This is a genomic window from Pseudomonas sp. zfem003, from assembly GCF_032621675.1.
Classification (GTDB): domain Bacteria; phylum Pseudomonadota; class Gammaproteobacteria; order Pseudomonadales; family Pseudomonadaceae; genus Metapseudomonas; species Metapseudomonas otitidis.
The window spans coordinates 91350-105994 of sequence record NZ_JAVYJG010000011.1 but is presented as its reverse complement, the minus strand read 5'-3'; the positions used below and the strand labels follow the sequence as shown (position 1 = coordinate 105994).

16 protein-coding genes and 1 pseudogene are annotated in these 14645 nt (G+C 67.8%); 6 read left to right on the top strand and 11 right to left on the bottom strand.

Features of this window, described 5'->3' with window-relative positions; genetic code table 11:
• Complete coding sequence (dauA, locus tag RTK35_RS25000) at window positions 1-1722, bottom strand: C4-dicarboxylic acid transporter DauA (protein ID WP_316909258.1); 1722 nt, start codon at window positions 1720-1722, stop codon at window positions 1-3.
• Window positions 1723-1846: 124 nt separating this feature from the next.
• Between dauA and RTK35_RS24995 the strand changes: the two genes are divergently transcribed.
• From RTK35_RS24995 to RTK35_RS24985, 3 genes are all read left to right on the top strand, one after another.
• Window positions 1847-2362 carry a hypothetical protein gene (locus tag RTK35_RS24995; RefSeq protein ID WP_316909257.1) on the top strand — a complete coding sequence of 172 codons (516 nt, stop codon included), beginning with the start codon at window positions 1847-1849 and terminating at the stop codon, window positions 2360-2362.
• A gap of 61 nt (window positions 2363-2423) precedes the next feature.
• The gene (locus RTK35_RS24990) at window positions 2424-2711 is read left to right on the top strand and encodes a PA4642 family protein (RefSeq protein ID WP_074973473.1); all 288 of its coding nucleotides are present in this window, start codon (window positions 2424-2426) and stop codon (window positions 2709-2711) included.
• Between the two features lie 111 nt (window positions 2712-2822).
• A complete protein-coding gene (locus tag RTK35_RS24985; protein WP_316909256.1) occupies window positions 2823-4121 on the top strand; it encodes a hypothetical protein in 1299 nt (432 codons plus the stop codon).
• Window positions 4122-4547: 426 nt separating this feature from the next.
• Here RTK35_RS24985 and mqo read toward each other — a convergent pair whose 3' ends face one another.
• Together mqo and RTK35_RS24975 are read right to left on the bottom strand one after the other, a co-directional pair.
• Window positions 4548-6068 (bottom strand): malate dehydrogenase (quinone), encoded by a 1521-nt coding sequence (mqo, locus tag RTK35_RS24980; RefSeq protein WP_044407421.1) that lies wholly within the window; start codon window positions 6066-6068, stop codon window positions 4548-4550.
• 342 nt (window positions 6069-6410) lie between these two features.
• Window positions 6411-6641: a hypothetical protein gene (locus tag RTK35_RS24975; protein ID WP_236211516.1), complete on the bottom strand. Its 231-nt coding sequence runs from the start codon at window positions 6639-6641 to the stop codon at window positions 6411-6413.
• 176 nt (window positions 6642-6817) lie between these two features.
• Between RTK35_RS24975 and RTK35_RS24970 the strand changes: the two genes are divergently transcribed.
• Entirely contained in the window at window positions 6818-7402 is a 585-nt protein-coding gene (locus tag RTK35_RS24970; RefSeq protein WP_044407415.1) for a YajG family lipoprotein, read from the top strand.
• A 58-nt stretch (window positions 7403-7460) separates the two neighbouring features.
• Here RTK35_RS24970 and RTK35_RS24965 read toward each other — a convergent pair whose 3' ends face one another.
• From RTK35_RS24965 to RTK35_RS24955, 3 genes are read right to left on the bottom strand one after another with little or no spacing between them, the layout of a single operon-like run.
• Window positions 7461-8075, bottom strand: coding sequence for an SOS response-associated peptidase (locus tag RTK35_RS24965; RefSeq protein WP_253124482.1), 615 nt, complete (start codon window positions 8073-8075; stop codon window positions 7461-7463).
• 12 nt (window positions 8076-8087) lie between these two features.
• Complete coding sequence (locus tag RTK35_RS24960; RefSeq protein ID WP_044407409.1) at window positions 8088-8348, bottom strand: DUF2007 domain-containing protein; 261 nt, start codon at window positions 8346-8348, stop codon at window positions 8088-8090.
• On the bottom strand, window positions 8348-8530 hold the full coding sequence (locus RTK35_RS24955; RefSeq protein ID WP_316909255.1) for a CPXCG motif-containing cysteine-rich protein: 183 nt from the start codon (window positions 8528-8530) through the stop codon (window positions 8348-8350). The genes RTK35_RS24960 and RTK35_RS24955 overlap by 1 nt, the downstream gene beginning before the upstream one ends.
• Window positions 8531-8636: 106 nt before the next feature.
• On the opposite strand from RTK35_RS24955, the gene RTK35_RS24950 reads away from it, so the two are divergent.
• On the top strand, window positions 8637-9800 hold the full coding sequence (locus RTK35_RS24950) for a 1-acyl-sn-glycerol-3-phosphate acyltransferase (protein ID WP_044407403.1): 1164 nt from the start codon (window positions 8637-8639) through the stop codon (window positions 9798-9800).
• A gap of 69 nt (window positions 9801-9869) precedes the next feature.
• On the opposite strand, the gene RTK35_RS24945 is transcribed toward RTK35_RS24950, so the two are convergent.
• The 3 genes and pseudogenes from RTK35_RS24945 to RTK35_RS30685 form a co-directional block, all read right to left on the bottom strand.
• Entirely contained in the window at window positions 9870-10154 is a 285-nt protein-coding gene (locus tag RTK35_RS24945; protein WP_172434636.1) for a hypothetical protein, read from the bottom strand.
• A 178-nt stretch (window positions 10155-10332) separates the two neighbouring features.
• Window positions 10333-11175: a methyl-accepting chemotaxis protein gene (locus tag RTK35_RS30690; protein WP_371320969.1), complete on the bottom strand. Its 843-nt coding sequence runs from the start codon at window positions 11173-11175 to the stop codon at window positions 10333-10335.
• A 12-nt stretch (window positions 11176-11187) separates the two neighbouring features.
• A pseudogene (locus RTK35_RS30685) lies at window positions 11188-11391 on the bottom strand (HAMP domain-containing protein); the annotation flags it as partial.
• A 1247-nt stretch (window positions 11392-12638) separates the two neighbouring features.
• Between RTK35_RS30685 and RTK35_RS24935 the strand changes: the two are divergent.
• A complete protein-coding gene (locus RTK35_RS24935; RefSeq protein ID WP_316909253.1) occupies window positions 12639-13454 on the top strand; it encodes a M48 family metallopeptidase in 816 nt (271 codons plus the stop codon).
• Between the two features lie 48 nt (window positions 13455-13502).
• Here the strand turns inward: RTK35_RS24935 and RTK35_RS24930 are convergent, their stop codons facing one another.
• Complete coding sequence (locus RTK35_RS24930) at window positions 13503-13946, bottom strand: ketosteroid isomerase-related protein (RefSeq protein ID WP_316909252.1); 444 nt, start codon at window positions 13944-13946, stop codon at window positions 13503-13505.
• Between the two features lie 105 nt (window positions 13947-14051).
• Window positions 14052-14633 (bottom strand): TMEM165/GDT1 family protein, encoded by a 582-nt coding sequence (locus tag RTK35_RS24925; protein ID WP_107330527.1) that lies wholly within the window; start codon window positions 14631-14633, stop codon window positions 14052-14054.
• Window positions 14634-14645: the final 12 nt, after the last annotated feature.

Below are 14645 nucleotides of genomic sequence, written 5' to 3'. Positions count from 1 at the left end.
TCACCCCGCCGGCTCACCCACCCAGCGCAGCGCCTTGGCCCGCGCCTGTTCCAGGGTCTGCACATAGGCCAGGCGGCCCTCCTCGCGGCGGATGCCGGCGCGGCGCAGCTTGAGGCGCACGCGCGGCGTGGTGCCCACCAGCACCAGGCCGATGCCCTGCCGGCGGTAGTCCTCCAGCAGGCTTTCGAGGGCCGCCAGGGCCGTCATGTCCAGCAGCGGTACGGCGCTGATCTCCACCACCACCACACGCACCTGCGGGTTGAGCATGCGCAGCACGCTCAGTGCCTTGTCGGCCGCACCGAAGAACAGCGGTCCGCTGATCACGTAGGGCACCACGCTGGCCGGCAGTTCCCCCAGCGCGCGCTGGGCATGGCCGGGCATGGGCTGGGTGTCGGTCAGCTCGCTCATGCGCTTGATGAACAGGCCCGCCGCCAGCAGCAGGCCGACGCCCACCGCCAGCACCATGTCGAACAGCACCGTCAGCACCAGGCACACCAGTAGCACCAACACGTCGTTGCGTGGGGCGATGCGCAGGGTGTGCAGCACATGGCGTGCCTCGCTCATGTTCCACGCCACCATCACCAGCAGCGCGGCCAGGGCCGCCATCGGCAGGTAGCTGAACAGCGGGGCGAGCAGCAGCATGGCGGTCAGCACCACCCCGGCGTGGATGATGGCCGCCAGGGGCGAGAAGGCCCCAGCGCGGACGTTGGCCGCCGTGCGGGCGATGGCGGCGGTGGCGGTGATGCCACCGAACAGCGGCGCCACCAGGTTGCCCAGGCCCTGGCCGACCAGTTCGGCGTTGGGGTCGTGGCGAGTGCCGGCCATGCCGTCGGCCACCACGGCGCAGAGCAGGGACTCGATGGCGCCGAGCATGGCGATGGCGAAGGCCGGCGCGAGCAGCTGGCGGATCAGCTCGAAGGACAGCCGCAGCGGCTGGCCATCGGCACCGGGCAGGTTCCACGGCCAGGCGAAGTCCGGCAGGAAGGGCGGGATGCCGGGGTGGCTCACGCCGTCCAGGGTGTAGCTGAAGCGCTCGCCCAGGGTCGCCACCGGCAGGCCGACGGCCTCCAGCAGCAGGCCCAGCAGGGCGCCCACCGCCAGGGCCACCAGGTGCCCCGGTACCTTGGGCACGAAGCGCGGCCAGACCAGCAGCACCGCCAGGCACACCATTGCCACCAGGGTGTCGCCCAGGTGCGCGTCGGGCAGTGCCAGGGCCAGCAGCTCCACCTGCTCCAGGTAGTGCTGTGGCGTGTGCGGCAGGCTCAGGCCGAACAGGTCCTTCACCTGCAGGGTGGCGATGACGATGCCGATGCCGGCGGTGAAGCCGAGGATCACCGGATAGGGGATGAACTGGATCAGCCGCCCGAGTCGGCCCAGGCCCATGGCCAGGAGGATCAACCCGGCCATCAGCGTGCACAGCAGCAGGCCGCCGAGACCGTGCTGCTGGGTGATCGGCAGCAGGATCACCACGAAGGCGGCGGTGGGGCCGGAGATGTTGAAGCGCGAGCCGCCGGTGAGGGCGATCAGCGGCGCCGCCACCAGCACGGTGTAGAGCCCGTGTTGCGGCGCCACGCCCACGGCGATGGCCAGCGCCATGGCCAGGGGGATGGCGATGATGCCGACGGTGACCCCGGCGCCGAGGTCGCCACGCAGGCGCTCCCACGAATAGCCCGCACGCAGGGTCTGGCGCAGGGCGGCGAACAGCGGCACGTTGGGCGTCATGGCGGCTCCTTGGCTGAAGGCCGGATTATAGGGCGGTCAGCACTGAGCGGTGTTGATCGGACGGCTTGCGTCAGGGAAGCGACAGCCCCTAGAGTGCCCCGCTTGACCCAGCCGGGAGTTGCCGATGTCTCGCCGTACCCGCTTTGCCTGTGCCCTGCTGCTGCTGACCAGCCTGCCGCTGGCCGCCGCGCCGGCTCCGACCGCTCCCGCCGCCCCGCCCCACGCCGCCTTCCTGCCGCCCGACGATGCCGGCCTGCGCAGCGAACAGCCGGACCAGCAGGTGTTGCTGCAGGTGGTGGACTTCAGCGTCACCCTCGGCAACCAGCGCCAGTCCAGCCAGCAGCCGATCCCGATCACCACGCCGACCCTGGTCAAGCTGCGCGCCAAACCGGTGAGCAAGGCGGCCAAGCCCGGTGACCTGAGCACGGTGCTGATCCACTTCGAGGCGGACGGCAAGAGCCTGAAGAAGGCCGCCTACGACGCCGAGTCGCGCACCCTCACGTTGAACTACCCGCTGTCCCAGTACCGCCTGGTGCTCGACCTGCTGCGCAACGGCGGGCCGATCTACTGCCAGTTCCTCAGCTACCCCAACGGCCACGTGTGGGCCGACCTGCACCTGGGGCCGGTGCGGGTGCGTTGAGCCCCGGCCCGGCCCGGGGGTACACTGCCGGCCCCCAACGTGCGGCCAGAGAGAGCGAACGATGCGCAAAGACAAGAAGCAGGTGATTGGCGAAGAGATGAGCGACGACGCGATCAAGCTGTTCCTCGACTTCGAGCCCGCCGACGGCACCCCGTCCTCCCTGCACAAGCTGGTCAAGGCCTACCGTGGCCTGCGCATCGACGACTTCGAGCGCTTCCTCGGCTTCTTCCGCGAAGCGGGCCTGGACCTCGATGCCCGCGACGCCCAGGGCCAGGACTTCATCGCGCTGATCCGCGACCAGCGCCAGGCCGAGCCCTACATCGAAGCCGTCCAGGCGGCCCGTGGCTGACGCGCTACGACCTGTCCACCGGAAACCCGCCCTCGTGCGGGTTTCTGCATATATGGGCCGCGGAAAAACCGTGACCCAGCACACGAACCCCCGAACCGAATGGAGTGAACCATGACCAGGGACGACGCCCAGCGCCAGTGGCAGCAACAGACCCTCGCCTACGCCCAGGCGATCAACGCCTATGTGGAGCGTGGCCTGCGCGACGGCTGGGACAACGCCGGCAAGGAGCCCAGCGCCGAGGGGCGCGAGGTGCTGGTGCCGCACCTGCTGGAAGCGTTGCGCGACGCCAACCGCAATGGGCAGGTGGAGGCACTGCGCGACGCCTGGCCGCCGGCCCACGAGCCGCTGTTCGGGCACGTCAACGAGGAAGGCCAGTGCATCGCCCAGTTGGCGCTGCTGGACGACGGTTCGGTGCTCGCCCGCATCGGCGCCACCTGGGAAGCCGGCCGGGTGGTGCGCATCCATGCCGACCGGGTGGAGGAGTTGCCGGGGCTGGAGTACTTCGGTGCCTGCCCGAACCGCCGGTTCTACGCCACCGCCGATGCCGCCGGCGTGGTGGTGCGTGAGGGCTGGGAGGGGGCCGAGGTGCTGCGCTGCGCCTGGCCCCGTGGCACCGAGGACGCCCCGGAGGGCGTGGCGCTGCAGCCCATCGAGGGCTTCCCCCGGCCGACGCGCCTGCAGCCGTTCCCGGATGGCCGGCGCGTGTTGCTGGTCAGTGCCGACGGCATCTTCGTGCTGGCGGCCGACGGTGCTCGGCGGCTGTACCCGGACAACGCCATGCTGCTGGAGTCCGCCGAGCCGGACGAGCCCCAGGGCACCGGCCTGTCCATGGAGCACGGCGCGGTGTCGGCGGATGGCCGCTGGATCGCCTTCGGCGCGCAGGACGGGCGGCACCAGCTGTTCGACGGCGAGCTGAACCCCGTCGCCCAGATCGGCCCCCACGGCGAGTACCCGCATTTCGCGCTGTTCAGCGGCGATGGCCGCAGCGTGGCCTTCAATGCCTGCCACTTCTACAACGGCGGCACCATCGCCGTGGACCTGGCGCGCGCGCCGGGCCTGGATTCCGACTACTACGAGGACGTCGAGGGCGTGACCCTGATCGAACCAGGCGCGCGGGTGTATGCCGGGGTGTCCATGGGCGGCCGCTTTGTCCTCGGCGATGCCTATGGCTACCTGCGCTGCGTGGATGCGTCGGGCAATGCGGTGTGGCAGCACTACCTGGGCTCGACCCTGAGCGCCATGGACCTGTCCGCCGACGGCCGCACCCTGGTGGCGGCCAGCTACGCGGGGGTGGTGTCGATCATCGACCTGGAAGCCGGACGCCCGGCGTGGCAGATCGGCACCGGCAATCACCGGGAGCGGCGGCGGTGGCTGTTCTGGAAGAGTGAGGAAAGTGCGTTGGCATGGTGAGGTGGAAGGCGGTTTTTGGTGTGGTGCGCTTGGGGCTAAGTCGGTTAGCGAGCTTTGGTGATGTCACCTGTTTCGCCTTGCCGGGCGAGTCACTTTTCTCAATCGCCAGAAAAGTAACCAAAAGGGCTCGCCCCTGCATACGGGTCCCGCTGCGCGGGACTTCCCTCGTTTCATCGTCGTTCCAGGGGCACGCGCTGACGGGCCATCCCTGGCCCGGCAGCGCTCTCGCGACATCCATGTCGCTCAGCCCCTTCCACGACGACTCCGCTCGGCCTCCTGAAGGGGCAGGTTTAGCCGCCCCACCATCTGAGCCACGTACTGGTCTTGAGTACGCTTCGGGTACGTGCCCTTCTTGAGGGGAAAAATCCGGCAGAGACGCAATGAAAAAACCGCCCATAAAGGGCGGTTTTTTCATTGGCACCCGGCTCAGCCGGCGGAGGCGGTGGCTTCCGGTGCCTGGGCGTCGATCAGGCCGAGGCGGGCGTCGGACTGGCGGCTGATCTGCCGGTACAGTTCGGCGTCGTCCTGCAGCGCCTTTTCACGGGCCGGGAAGATCTCCTTCAGCTTGCTGCTCCACTCGGCAGAGCGGGCCTGTTCGCCGAAGCAGCGTTCGATCAGGTTGAGCATGATCGACACAGTGACCGAAGCCCCCGGGGAAGCGCCCAGCAGGGCGGCGATGCTGCCGTCCTCGGCCGAGACCAGCTCGGTGCCGAACTGCAGGATGCCGCCTTTCTTGGCGTCCTTCTTGATGATCTGCACGCGCTGGCCGGCGATCTCCAGGCGCCAGTCCGCCGGATCCAGGTCCGGGTAGAACTTGCGCAGGGCGTCCAGGCGCTGCTCCTGGGACTGCATCACTTCCTTGATCAGGTAGCGGGTCAGGTCCATGTTGTCGCGGGCCACGGCCAGCATCGGGCCGAGGTTGCCGGGACGTACCGAGAGCGGCAGGTCGAGGAAGGATCCATGCTTGAGGAACTTGGTGGTGAAGCCGGCGTAGGGCCCGAACAGCAGGGATTTCTTGCCATCCACCACGCGGGTGTCCAGGTGCGGCACGGACATCGGCGGGGCACCCACTTCGGCCTGGCTGTAGACCTTGGCCTGGTGGCGCTTGACCACCTCGGGGTTGTCGCAGCGCAGCCACTGGCCGCTGACCGGGAAGCCGCCGAAGCCCTTGCCTTCCGGAATGCCGGACATCTGCAGGAGCGGCAGGGCGCCGCCACCGGCGCCGAGGAAGACGAAGCGTGCGGACACCTCACGGGTGCTGCCGTTCTGGGTGTTGCGGATGCTGACCGACCAGCCGCTGTCGGTGCGCTTCAGGCCGGTGACCTTCTGGAAGTAGCTGACCGCAGTACCCGGGAGGGTGGTCAGGTAGGCCAGCAGCTTGTTGGTCAGGGCGCCGAAGTTCACGTCGGTGCCGTTTTCGGCACGGGTCGCGGCCACGGCTTCGTCGGCCGGGCGGGCCTGCATCATCAGCGGCATCCACTTGGCCAGGGTCTCGCGCTCTTCGGAATACTCCATGTGCGAGAAGGCGTGGTGCTGGCTGATCACCTCGAAGCGCTTGCGCAGGAACGGGATGTCCTTGCCGCGCACGAAGGACAGGTGCGGAACCGGGTTGATGAAGTCACGGGCGCTGCCGAAGGCCGGCTTCCCGCTCATGTAGGCCCAGAACTGCTTGGACACTTCGAACTGGGTGTTGATGAGCACCGCTTTCTTGATGTCGATGGAGCCGTCGGCTGCCTGGGGGGTGTAGTTCAGTTCGCACAGCCCGGCATGGCCGGTACCGGCGTTGTTCCACGGGTTGGAGCTCTCCACGGCACCGGATTCGCGGAGTTCCGCGATTTCCAGCTTGATGCCCGGATCGAGTTCCTTCAGCAGTGTCGCCAGGGTGGCGCTCATGATGCCGGCCCCGACCAGCAACACGTCCACTGCTTCGTTCTCGTTTTGCGCCATTGCTCGCCACTCTCTCGTGAAGTAGTGAAAAACCGTCATCTCACGCTCTTTTGGAGACGTGAACCTCAAAAGAATCGCCTGCCTGGAGGCAGGCCGCTTCCATCGCGCGATGACACGCTACGTCCATGCAAAAGCGTTTGCATATCGGGCGGAAACAGCAGCAGGCCAGTAGTTGGCAGCGCGAATAGTGGGCGGCTCTCTGTGGGGCTGTGTGAAGTGCCGGCGCGAGGCGCGGCGGGTGTTGCGGGGCCCGATCAGGAGTCGACCTTATAATCGGGGGGCGATTGTAGCGGAGAAAGCGGGCGTGTTGAGCGTTTCCCGTGACTTTTATTCATCCATCGGTCAGGCCGCCAACGCGCGGGGCCTGCGGGCGTCCCGAGTGGCCTGGGAGAGGCGTGCACGCACCGGCAGGGGCTGGCCGATCCAGGACGGGGAGGGCTCGTCCACCTCGACCCAGTGACCGCGTGCCGGGGCCTGGGTGGCCTGGTGCAGGCCGCGGCAGATACCGGCCTCGTCCAGTAGGGCGAAGTGGCGGGGTTGGGCACGGGGGGCCAGCAGGGACCAGAGGGACATCATCGTCGGGCTCTCCTTGGGTTCGGCACCGTTATCCCATCAGGGCGTGACAGGGTCATGACAGGAACCGAGCGGCCCCGGGCGCTGTCAGAACGCCATCGGCGTGTGCTCTGTCGGCGGGCCCGCCGGCTCGCTTATACTGCCGGCCTTTCGTTTCCGAACCTGGAGAATCAAGCATGCTGAACCGCGCGTTGCTCGGCCTGCTGGCCGCCCTCAGCCTGACCCTGGTCGGCTGTGCCCTCAGCCCGCAACAACTCAGCCCGCAACCCAAGCTCACCGGCCCGCTGACTCCGGTCGGCCAGGGCCAGCCGGTGGTGGTGCGGGTCGCCGATGGTCGTCCTTCCCCGGTGCTGGGCACCCGTGGCGGCCTGTACGCCGACACCAGCAACGTGACCGTGCAGGGCCAGGACATCCTGCCGCGCCTGCAGGCCGAAGCCGAGGCCGCCGTGCGTCTGCTGGGCTTCACCCCGTCGCCCAACGCCTACAACGCTCCCCAGCTGACCCTGACCCTGGCCGAGCTGAAGTACCAGTCGCCGAAGGAAGGCATGTACGTGACCGAGGCGGACATCAGCGCCACCTTCCGCGTCGACGTGCAGAACGCCACCCGCCGCTATAGCGGCCGCTACGGTGCTTCGCTGAACCAGCGCTTCGGCACCGCGCCGAACCAGGAGACCAACACCAAGCTGGTGAGCAATGTCCTGAGCGATGCGCTGACCCGCGCCTTCAAGGACCCGACCATCGGCCAACTGCTGCTGCAGTAAGCCAGTCGATGACGAAAAACCCGGCCTTGAGCCGGGTTTTTTGTGCCTGCGATTCGCCCTAGGCCGGGGTCAGGCACTCGGGTCCATCCAGCTTCGGGTCGTTGACCAGGGTGGCCAGGGCGCGTTCGCGCAGGGGCGGGGTAGGGCCGTCGAGCAGGGCGTGGATTCTTTCCTGTGGGGTGTCGGCGTCCAGCCAGGCGCGCTGGCCGTCGGCGTCCAGCACCAGGGGGCGGCGCAGGTCCGCGGCCGGGCGGGTGATCAGGGCCAGGCTGAGGTACTCGGTGTCGCCGACCGGGAAAGGCTCCCAGAGTGCGGCGAAATGCAGCAGGGAGGTCTCGCCGCTGACCCAGTAGGGCCGCTTGCGCACCCCGCGCCATTCATAGAAGCCGTTGGCCGGTACCAGGCAGCGGCGGCGGCGCAGGGCGTCGCGGAACATCGGCTGTTCGGCCACCGTCTCGGCCCGGGCGTGGGCGGGGGTGCGCGACAGGTCGGTCAGCCAGGCCGGGGTCAGGCCCCAGCGGGCCAGATCCAGCCGCTGGATGCCGTCCTGCTGGCGCAGCATCAGCACCTGCATGTTCGGCGCGAGGTTCCAGTGCGGGCGCTGGTCGGCGGGGAAGCCGGGCAGGGCGGCGAAGTCGGGGGACCAGCGGAACAGGGCGAAACGTCCGGACATGGGCTTCTCGGTTCAGCACAACAGGGTGCCGGGGCAGCCTTCCGGCTCGTCCCCGGGCACGGGCGAGGCGGCATTGTACGTGGCGATCAGGCACCGTGCCTGTTCGGCATCCGCCTCGTCCACCATCAGCCCCAGCAGCCCGGCACCGGGCAGTTCGCCAACGCCGCCGAGCAGGTGGGCACCGGCCAGGTGGGCGGTGATGCCCTCGCTGGCGAGCATGCCCAGCAGCAGCTGGGCCTCGATCAGGTCGCGGGGCTCGTAGATGCGCTGCATCACTCGTCCTCCCTGCGCACGTCCAGGCTCCAGTTGAGCCCGTCGGTGCGCAGGTCGAAGACGATCGGCCGGCAGCACACCGGGCAGTCCTCGATGTACTGCTGGTCGCCGCCGGACAGGTCGAGCAGGGTGTCCACCGCTTCGCCGCAATATGGGCAGTCGTACGCTTGTGTCTCCAGCATGTCGCCATATTCCCCTGTGACTTGAAGGTATAATCGCCGGTCTACTTCTGGCCCCGGATTGCGGGGCACGTCCTTATCCACAGCCGCAGCAGAACAAGAGAACACGATGGGCGAATTCGAAGCCATCCGACCCTATGACGACGCCGAGGTGCCCGCGGTTCTGGCACGCCTGTTCGCCGACCCGGCCTTCATCGGGACGCTCACCCGCTACCGCTTCCCCCGGCTGGCGGGTCCGCTGGGCTGGCTGCTGAGGCCTGTTATAGCCCATCGGCTGCGCCGTGAGTTCCAGGGCATCGAGTCCGTGCATGCGCTGCAGGACAAGATCGAGCCCTACGTGGACACCACCATCGAGCGTGCCACCGACGGCGTCACCTACTCCGGGGTGGACCGGCTCAAGCCCGGCGGGGCCTACCTGTTCGTCGCCAACCACCGCGACATCGTGATGGACCCGGCCTTCGTCAACTACGCGGTCTACCACGCCGGCATCCCCACGCCGCGCATCGCCATCGGCGACAACCTGCTGCAGAAGCCCTTCGTCAGCGACCTGATGCGCCTGAACAAGAGCTTCATCGTGCACCGCAACCTGGCCGGGCGCCGCGAGAAGCTGGCGGCCTACCAGTTGCTGTCCGCCTACATCAACCATTCGATCCGCGAGGACGGCCAGTCGATCTGGATCGCCCAGGCGGAGGGCCGCGCCAAGGATGGGGATGACCGCACCGATTCGGCGATCCTCAAGATGTTCCACATGAGCCGCAAGGACGAGGCGTTCGCCGACGTGGTCCGCGACCTGCACATCGTCCCGGTGTCCATCAGCTACGAATACGACCCCTGCGACCAGGCGAAGGCCCGCGAGCTGTACATCCGCGCCACCACCGGCGGCTACGAGAAGGCGCCGGGCGAGGATGACGCGAGCATTGCCCTCGGCATCACCGGCTACAAGGGCCGGGTGCACGTGGCCTTCGGTGGCGAGATCGTCGACGAGGCGGTGGATGCCAAGCAGCTGGCGGCGGAGATGGACCGGCGCATCCTCACCGGCTACCGGCTGTTCCCGGTGCACTACCTGGCCTACGCGATGTGGGAAGGACGCGACGAGGCACTGGCCGTGCCGGCGCTGGAAAGCCTGTTCGGGGCCGAGGAGATTGCCCGTGCGCGGGCCGAGTGGCAGCGCCGCCTGAACGCCTGCCCCGAGGCGCACCGCCCGTGGCTGGTGCTGCAGTACGCCAACCCGGTGCGCAACCAGTACCGTACCCAGGCGGGCCTGCCGCTCTGAGGGCGAACAGGCCACAGCAAAACGGCGACCCTCGGGTCGCCGTTTTTCGTTCTGCAGCGGGCTGCGCGGTCAGAGCTGGGTGCTGGCCCAGGACACGCCGAGGGCCACGGCCAGGGTGAAGCTGCCGAAGGTGTAGAAGAAGCGGTTGATCTTCTGGCTGCGTTCGTCGACTGGGGCGTCCTGCTCCAGTTCTTCCAGATCGCTCTCCACCACCAGGCGGGCCGAGGCGCGTTGCTCGCGCAGCCGGGTGGCCATGAGCAGCCAGCTGCCGATGACGGCGAAGAACAGGGCCAGGCCGTTGACCGCCTGGTGCGGGTGGGCCTGGTAGAGGGACCAGAGTGCCTGCAGGGACATCATCAACTCCGCGGCAGGCACAGCCTGCGACTACGACCAGCGGGCCCGGGGCGGGCCACGAAAACGGCGGCGAGTCTAACGGAGGGGCGGTGCGGGGGCGGGGCGTTTCCGACGAAGTGCCGGGCCGTTCATCTTCCGGAAACCTCCCCGGCCCTGTGGGCCGGGGAGGTGACGTGGGTCAGACCTTGAACTGGTTGATCAGCCGGCGCTGCTGCTCGGCCAGCTTGGTCAGCTCGGCGCTGGCGGCAGAGGCTTCGTCGGCACCGCCGGCCACCTCGTTGGCCACCTGGCCGATGTTGGTGACGTTGCGGTTGATGTCCTCGGCCACGGCGCTCTGCTCTTCGGCAGCGCTGGCGATCTGGGTGTTCATGTCGTTGATCACCGACACCGCCTGGGTGATGGACTCCAGCGCCTGGGCCGCCTCGCTGGCGGACTGCACGCTGGTGTCGGTCTTGGTCTGGCTGTCCTGCATGACCCGCACCACGTCGCGCGTCCCCTGCTGGAGCTGCTGGATCATGGTCTGGATTTCCTCGGTGGCCTGCTGGGTCTTCTGCGCCAGGTTGCGCACCTCGTCGGCCACCACGGCGAAGCCGCGGCCCTGCTCGCCGGCGCGGGCGGCCTCGATGGCGGCGTTGAGGGCCAGCAGGTTGGTCTGCTCGGCGATGCCGCGGATGGCCACCAGGATGGCGTTGATGTTCTCGCTGTCCTTGGCCAGGTTCTGCACCACGCCCACGGCGCGGGCGATCTCCTCGGCCAGGGCGCTGATGGCGCCGGTGGTGCTCTGGACGATGCGCTTGCCGTCGTTGGCGGCCTGGTCGGCGTTGTTGGCTGCCTCGGCGGCCAGGGTGGCGTTGCGCGCCACGTCCTGGGCGGTGGCGGTCATCTCGTGGACGGCGGTGGCCACCAGCTCGATCTCGGCCAGCTGCTTCTGCACGCCCTGGTTGGTGCGGATGGCGATGTCGGCGGTGTGCTCGGAGGAGTCGCTGACCTTCTGCACCGAGGTCACCACCTGGCTGATCATCGCCTGCAGCTTGGCGAGGAAGGTGTTGAAGCCGTTGGCGATGGCGCCCAGTTCGTCGGCGCGGTCGGAATGCAGGCGGCGGGTGAGGTCGCCCTCGCCCTTGGCGATGTCGTCGAGCATGGCCACCATCTGCCGCAGCGGGCTGGCGATGCCGTAGCCGACGAACCAGATGATCACCAGGCCCAGGGCGGCGATCAGCAGGCCCACCAGGCTCATGCCGAGGATGTCGCTGTCGCGCTGGGCAGTGAGGTCGCCTTCGAGCTTTTGCAGGTCGGCCATCACCGTTTCCAGCGGCAGGTTGAGGCTGAGCATCCAGCGCGAATCGGTGCCGGCGACCTTGAACGGCACCAGCAGGAAGATACGGCCGTTCTGGCGGTCGATCTCGTAGGCCGGCTGGTCACCGCTGAGGTTGCGCAGGTTGTCGGCGATCACGCTGCCCAGCACCTGGTCGGCCGGCTCGCCCAGCTTGGCGGCGTTGGCGGTGTAGGCCACCAGGCGCTTGTTGTTGGCCAGCAGGGCCAGCTCGCCGGCACCGTTGTAGAGCTTCTTGTTGGCCTCGACCAGCAGTTGCTGGATGAAGTCCAGGGACAGGTCCGCACCCACTGCGCCCTTGAACTGGCCGTTGACCAGGATCGGCGCGTTGAAGCTGGAGAGCATCACCATCTTGCCGGCGAACTCGTAGGGGGCCGGGTCCACCACGCAGGGCTTGAGGGTCTCGCGCGGGCACAGGTAGTACTGGCCCTCGCGCACGCCGGTGGGCAGGAGCTTCTCGCTTTCCAGGGTGGCGCCCAGCGGTTCGACCTTGAGGGCGTTGCCGTCGCGGTAGAACCAGGGCATGAAGCGGCCTGCTTCGTCGTGACCGGGGGTGCCGATGTTGTCGGCGTCGTTGCCGAAGGCGTTGGGTTGCCAGCCGACATAGAGGTCGATCAGCTTGGGATTGTTCGACAGCAGGTGGCGCAGCAGGTTGAGCAGCTCCTTGCGGGAGGCACTGAGCGCCGGGCTGCCGTCCTCGGCGGTCTGCCCCAGCAGGGCGTTGGTCTGGGCGACGGTGGCGGCGATGCTCATGGGCGCGGCCAACTCGCGCTGGATGTCCGAGACCTGGGCGGCGGCCAGCGACTGCAGGCGCTCGGCGATGGCCTGCTCCAGCAGTGTTTCGGTCCGGGACTGCACCAGCTCCTGGGTCCGGGCGCCGGCGAAGAGGGCGTAGAGCACCAGGGCGACTACCACGGCGAGCACGCTGGCGCCGGCCAGGATGGCTACCGAAAACTGGATCGATCTGAATTTCATGGGAACTCCGTTCGCGTCTTTATTCAGCCAGCGCTGGGTTTATCGGCCGGACCGGGCGGGAGCATGAGCCCGTTGTCACAACAAAAGATAGTCACCTGGCCACTAGTCCGCTTCCTGGTTGCCTGGTATCGGTCCGGTCCTTACAGTACCGCGCAGTTCAAGCAGGAGAATGACAAGTGGCCAAGCCCCTTTTCCTCGGCAGCCTCGCGCTGTCCGTCCTTCTGGCAGGATGCCAGGCCGTGAATACCACCAGCGGCGGCGCCGTCGGTGTCGAGCGCAAGCAGTACATGTTCAGCATGCTGTCCGAGCAGCAGGTGAACCAGATGTACGCCCAGTCCTATCAGGAGACCCTGAACGAGGCCTCCCAGGCCGGCGTGCTGGACAAGAGCAGCGCCAACGCCAAGCGCGTCTCGGCCATTGCCAAGCGGCTGATCGGACAGGTGTCCGTGTTCCGTCCCGACGCGGCCCAATGGGCCTGGGACGCCAACGTGATCGACAGCGACGAGCTGAACGCCAACTGCGGCCCGGGCGGCAAGATCATCGTCTACAGCGGGCTGATCGATCAGCTCAAACTCACCGACGACGAGCTGGCAGCGGTGATGGGCCACGAGATCGCCCACGCCCTGCGCGAGCACGGTCGCGAAGCCTTGTCCAAGGCCTATCCCTTACAGATGGGGACCCAGCTGGGTTCGCTGCTGGGGGTGAGCAACGAAAACCTGCAACTGGCCAACGTCGGCGTGAAATACCTGATGACGCTGCCCAACAGCCGCGCCAACGAGAACGAGGCCGACCTGATCGGCCTCGAGCTGTCTGCCCGCGCCGGCTACAACCCCAACGCGACCATCAGCCTGTGGCAGAAGATGAGCAAGGCCAGCGAAGGGGCTCCGCCGGAGTTCATGAGCACCCACCCCTCGTCCAGCTCGCGGATCGCTTCCCTGCAGGCGGCGATTCCGAAGGTCATGCCCTTCTACAAGCAGGCCAAGGGCGGCTGACCGCTCCATCGATACCGCCGGCTCGTCGAGCCGGCGGTTCCCATTGCCTCAGGGCAGCGCTTTTTCCGCGTACGCGCGGCTGGCCAACCCCAGCTGGGCGCGGAAGCTTTCCATGTCGAACATGGTGCACAGCTCCTGCACCTCCCCCAGGCTGTTGAGGGTCCAGAACGCCATGGCCGAGATGCTCAGCACCCGGTCGCTGGGCGGGTAGCCCAGGGCGGGCTTCTGGATGCTGCCGATCAGGGTGCTCCAGGTGAACACCTTGTGGCCTTCGGCGATGCATTCCTCCACCACCACTTCCAGGTCGGGCATGGCCTCGCGGATCTCCTGCACCATCCCGGCGTAGCCGGCGCTGTCCAGCGTCTGCCCGAGGAAGGAGCTCTTGTAGAGGAAGTCCTTGCTTTGCAACTGCTCGGCCAGTGCCAGACGGCCCTTGTTCCAGGTGAGGTCGATGTGCTGGCGCACGACGCGTTTCAGGTCTTCGCTCGACATCCGCTGTCTCCTTCGCCGGTTCTGCAGATCGGCGGGAATCTACCAGTTGCCAACCGCCTGCCATTGGCCGAAACGCCGGCGTTCCGGCGTCAGCCAAGTGGCGAATCAGCTGGCGGTGGTCAGCATCCAGGCCTGCCACGCGGCGTAGACGGCGAGGACGCCGAAAGCGACGGCCGCGAGGCGACGGATCAGGGCCAGGGGCAGGCGATCAGCGGCGAAGTTACCGGCCAGCACCACGGGGACGTTGGCGATCAGCATGCCCAGGGTGGTACCGGCGACCACCAGCACGAAGTGCGGGTACTGGGCGGCCAGCATCACGGTGGCGACCTGGGTCTTGTCGCCCATCTCGGCGAGGAAGAAGGCGATCAGCGTGGTGAGGAAGGGGCCGTATTTCTTCAGGCCGGAGGCTTCGTCGTCGTCCAGCTTGTCCGGCACCAGGGTCCACAGGGCCACGGCGGCGAAGGAGGCGGCGAGGATCCAGCCCAGGGTGGCGGGAGAGAAGAAGCCGGCGACCCAACTGCCCACCGCACCGGCCGCGAAGTGGTTGGCCAGGGTGGCGGCGATGATGCCCCAGATGATCGGCCAGGGTTTGCGGAAGCGCGCAGCCAGGAGCAGGGCGAGCAATTGCGTCTTGTCGCCGATCTCGGCCAGGGCAACGATCAGGGTGGGGACGAACAGGGATTCCAGCATCAGGGTTCC

Excerpts from the sequence above, each read along its gene's own strand:
- RTK35_RS24970 (WP_044407415.1), top strand. The coding sequence starts at position 6,818 with ATGCTGAACCGCGCGTTGCTCGGCCTGCTGGCCGCCCTCAGCCTGACC.
- RTK35_RS24965 (WP_253124482.1), bottom strand. The coding sequence starts at position 8,075 with ATGTCCGGACGTTTCGCCCTGTTCCGCTGGTCCCCCGACTTCGCCGCC.
- RTK35_RS24985 (WP_316909256.1), top strand. The coding sequence starts at position 2,823 with ATGACCAGGGACGACGCCCAGCGCCAGTGGCAGCAACAGACCCTCGCC.
- RTK35_RS30690 (WP_371320969.1), bottom strand. The coding sequence starts at position 11,175 with ATGATCAGCCAGGTGGTGACCTCGGTGCAGAAGGTCAGCGACTCCTCC.
- RTK35_RS24955 (WP_316909255.1), bottom strand. The coding sequence starts at position 8,530 with ATGCTGGAGACACAAGCGTACGACTGCCCATATTGCGGCGAAGCGGTG.
- RTK35_RS24975 (WP_236211516.1), bottom strand. The coding sequence starts at position 6,641 with ATGTCCCTCTGGTCCCTGCTGGCCCCCCGTGCCCAACCCCGCCACTTC.
- RTK35_RS24930 (WP_316909252.1), bottom strand. The coding sequence starts at position 13,946 with ATGTCGAGCGAAGACCTGAAACGCGTCGTGCGCCAGCACATCGACCTC.
- RTK35_RS24960 (WP_044407409.1), bottom strand. The coding sequence starts at position 8,348 with ATGCAGCGCATCTACGAGCCCCGCGACCTGATCGAGGCCCAGCTGCTG.
- RTK35_RS24995 (WP_316909257.1), top strand. The coding sequence starts at position 1,847 with ATGTCTCGCCGTACCCGCTTTGCCTGTGCCCTGCTGCTGCTGACCAGC.
- RTK35_RS24990 (WP_074973473.1), top strand. The coding sequence starts at position 2,424 with ATGCGCAAAGACAAGAAGCAGGTGATTGGCGAAGAGATGAGCGACGAC.
- RTK35_RS24950 (WP_044407403.1), top strand. The coding sequence starts at position 8,637 with ATGGGCGAATTCGAAGCCATCCGACCCTATGACGACGCCGAGGTGCCC.
- dauA (WP_316909258.1), bottom strand. The coding sequence starts at position 1,722 with ATGACGCCCAACGTGCCGCTGTTCGCCGCCCTGCGCCAGACCCTGCGT.
- mqo (WP_044407421.1), bottom strand. The coding sequence starts at position 6,068 with ATGGCGCAAAACGAGAACGAAGCAGTGGACGTGTTGCTGGTCGGGGCC.
- RTK35_RS24945 (WP_172434636.1), bottom strand. The coding sequence starts at position 10,154 with ATGTCCCTGCAGGCACTCTGGTCCCTCTACCAGGCCCACCCGCACCAG.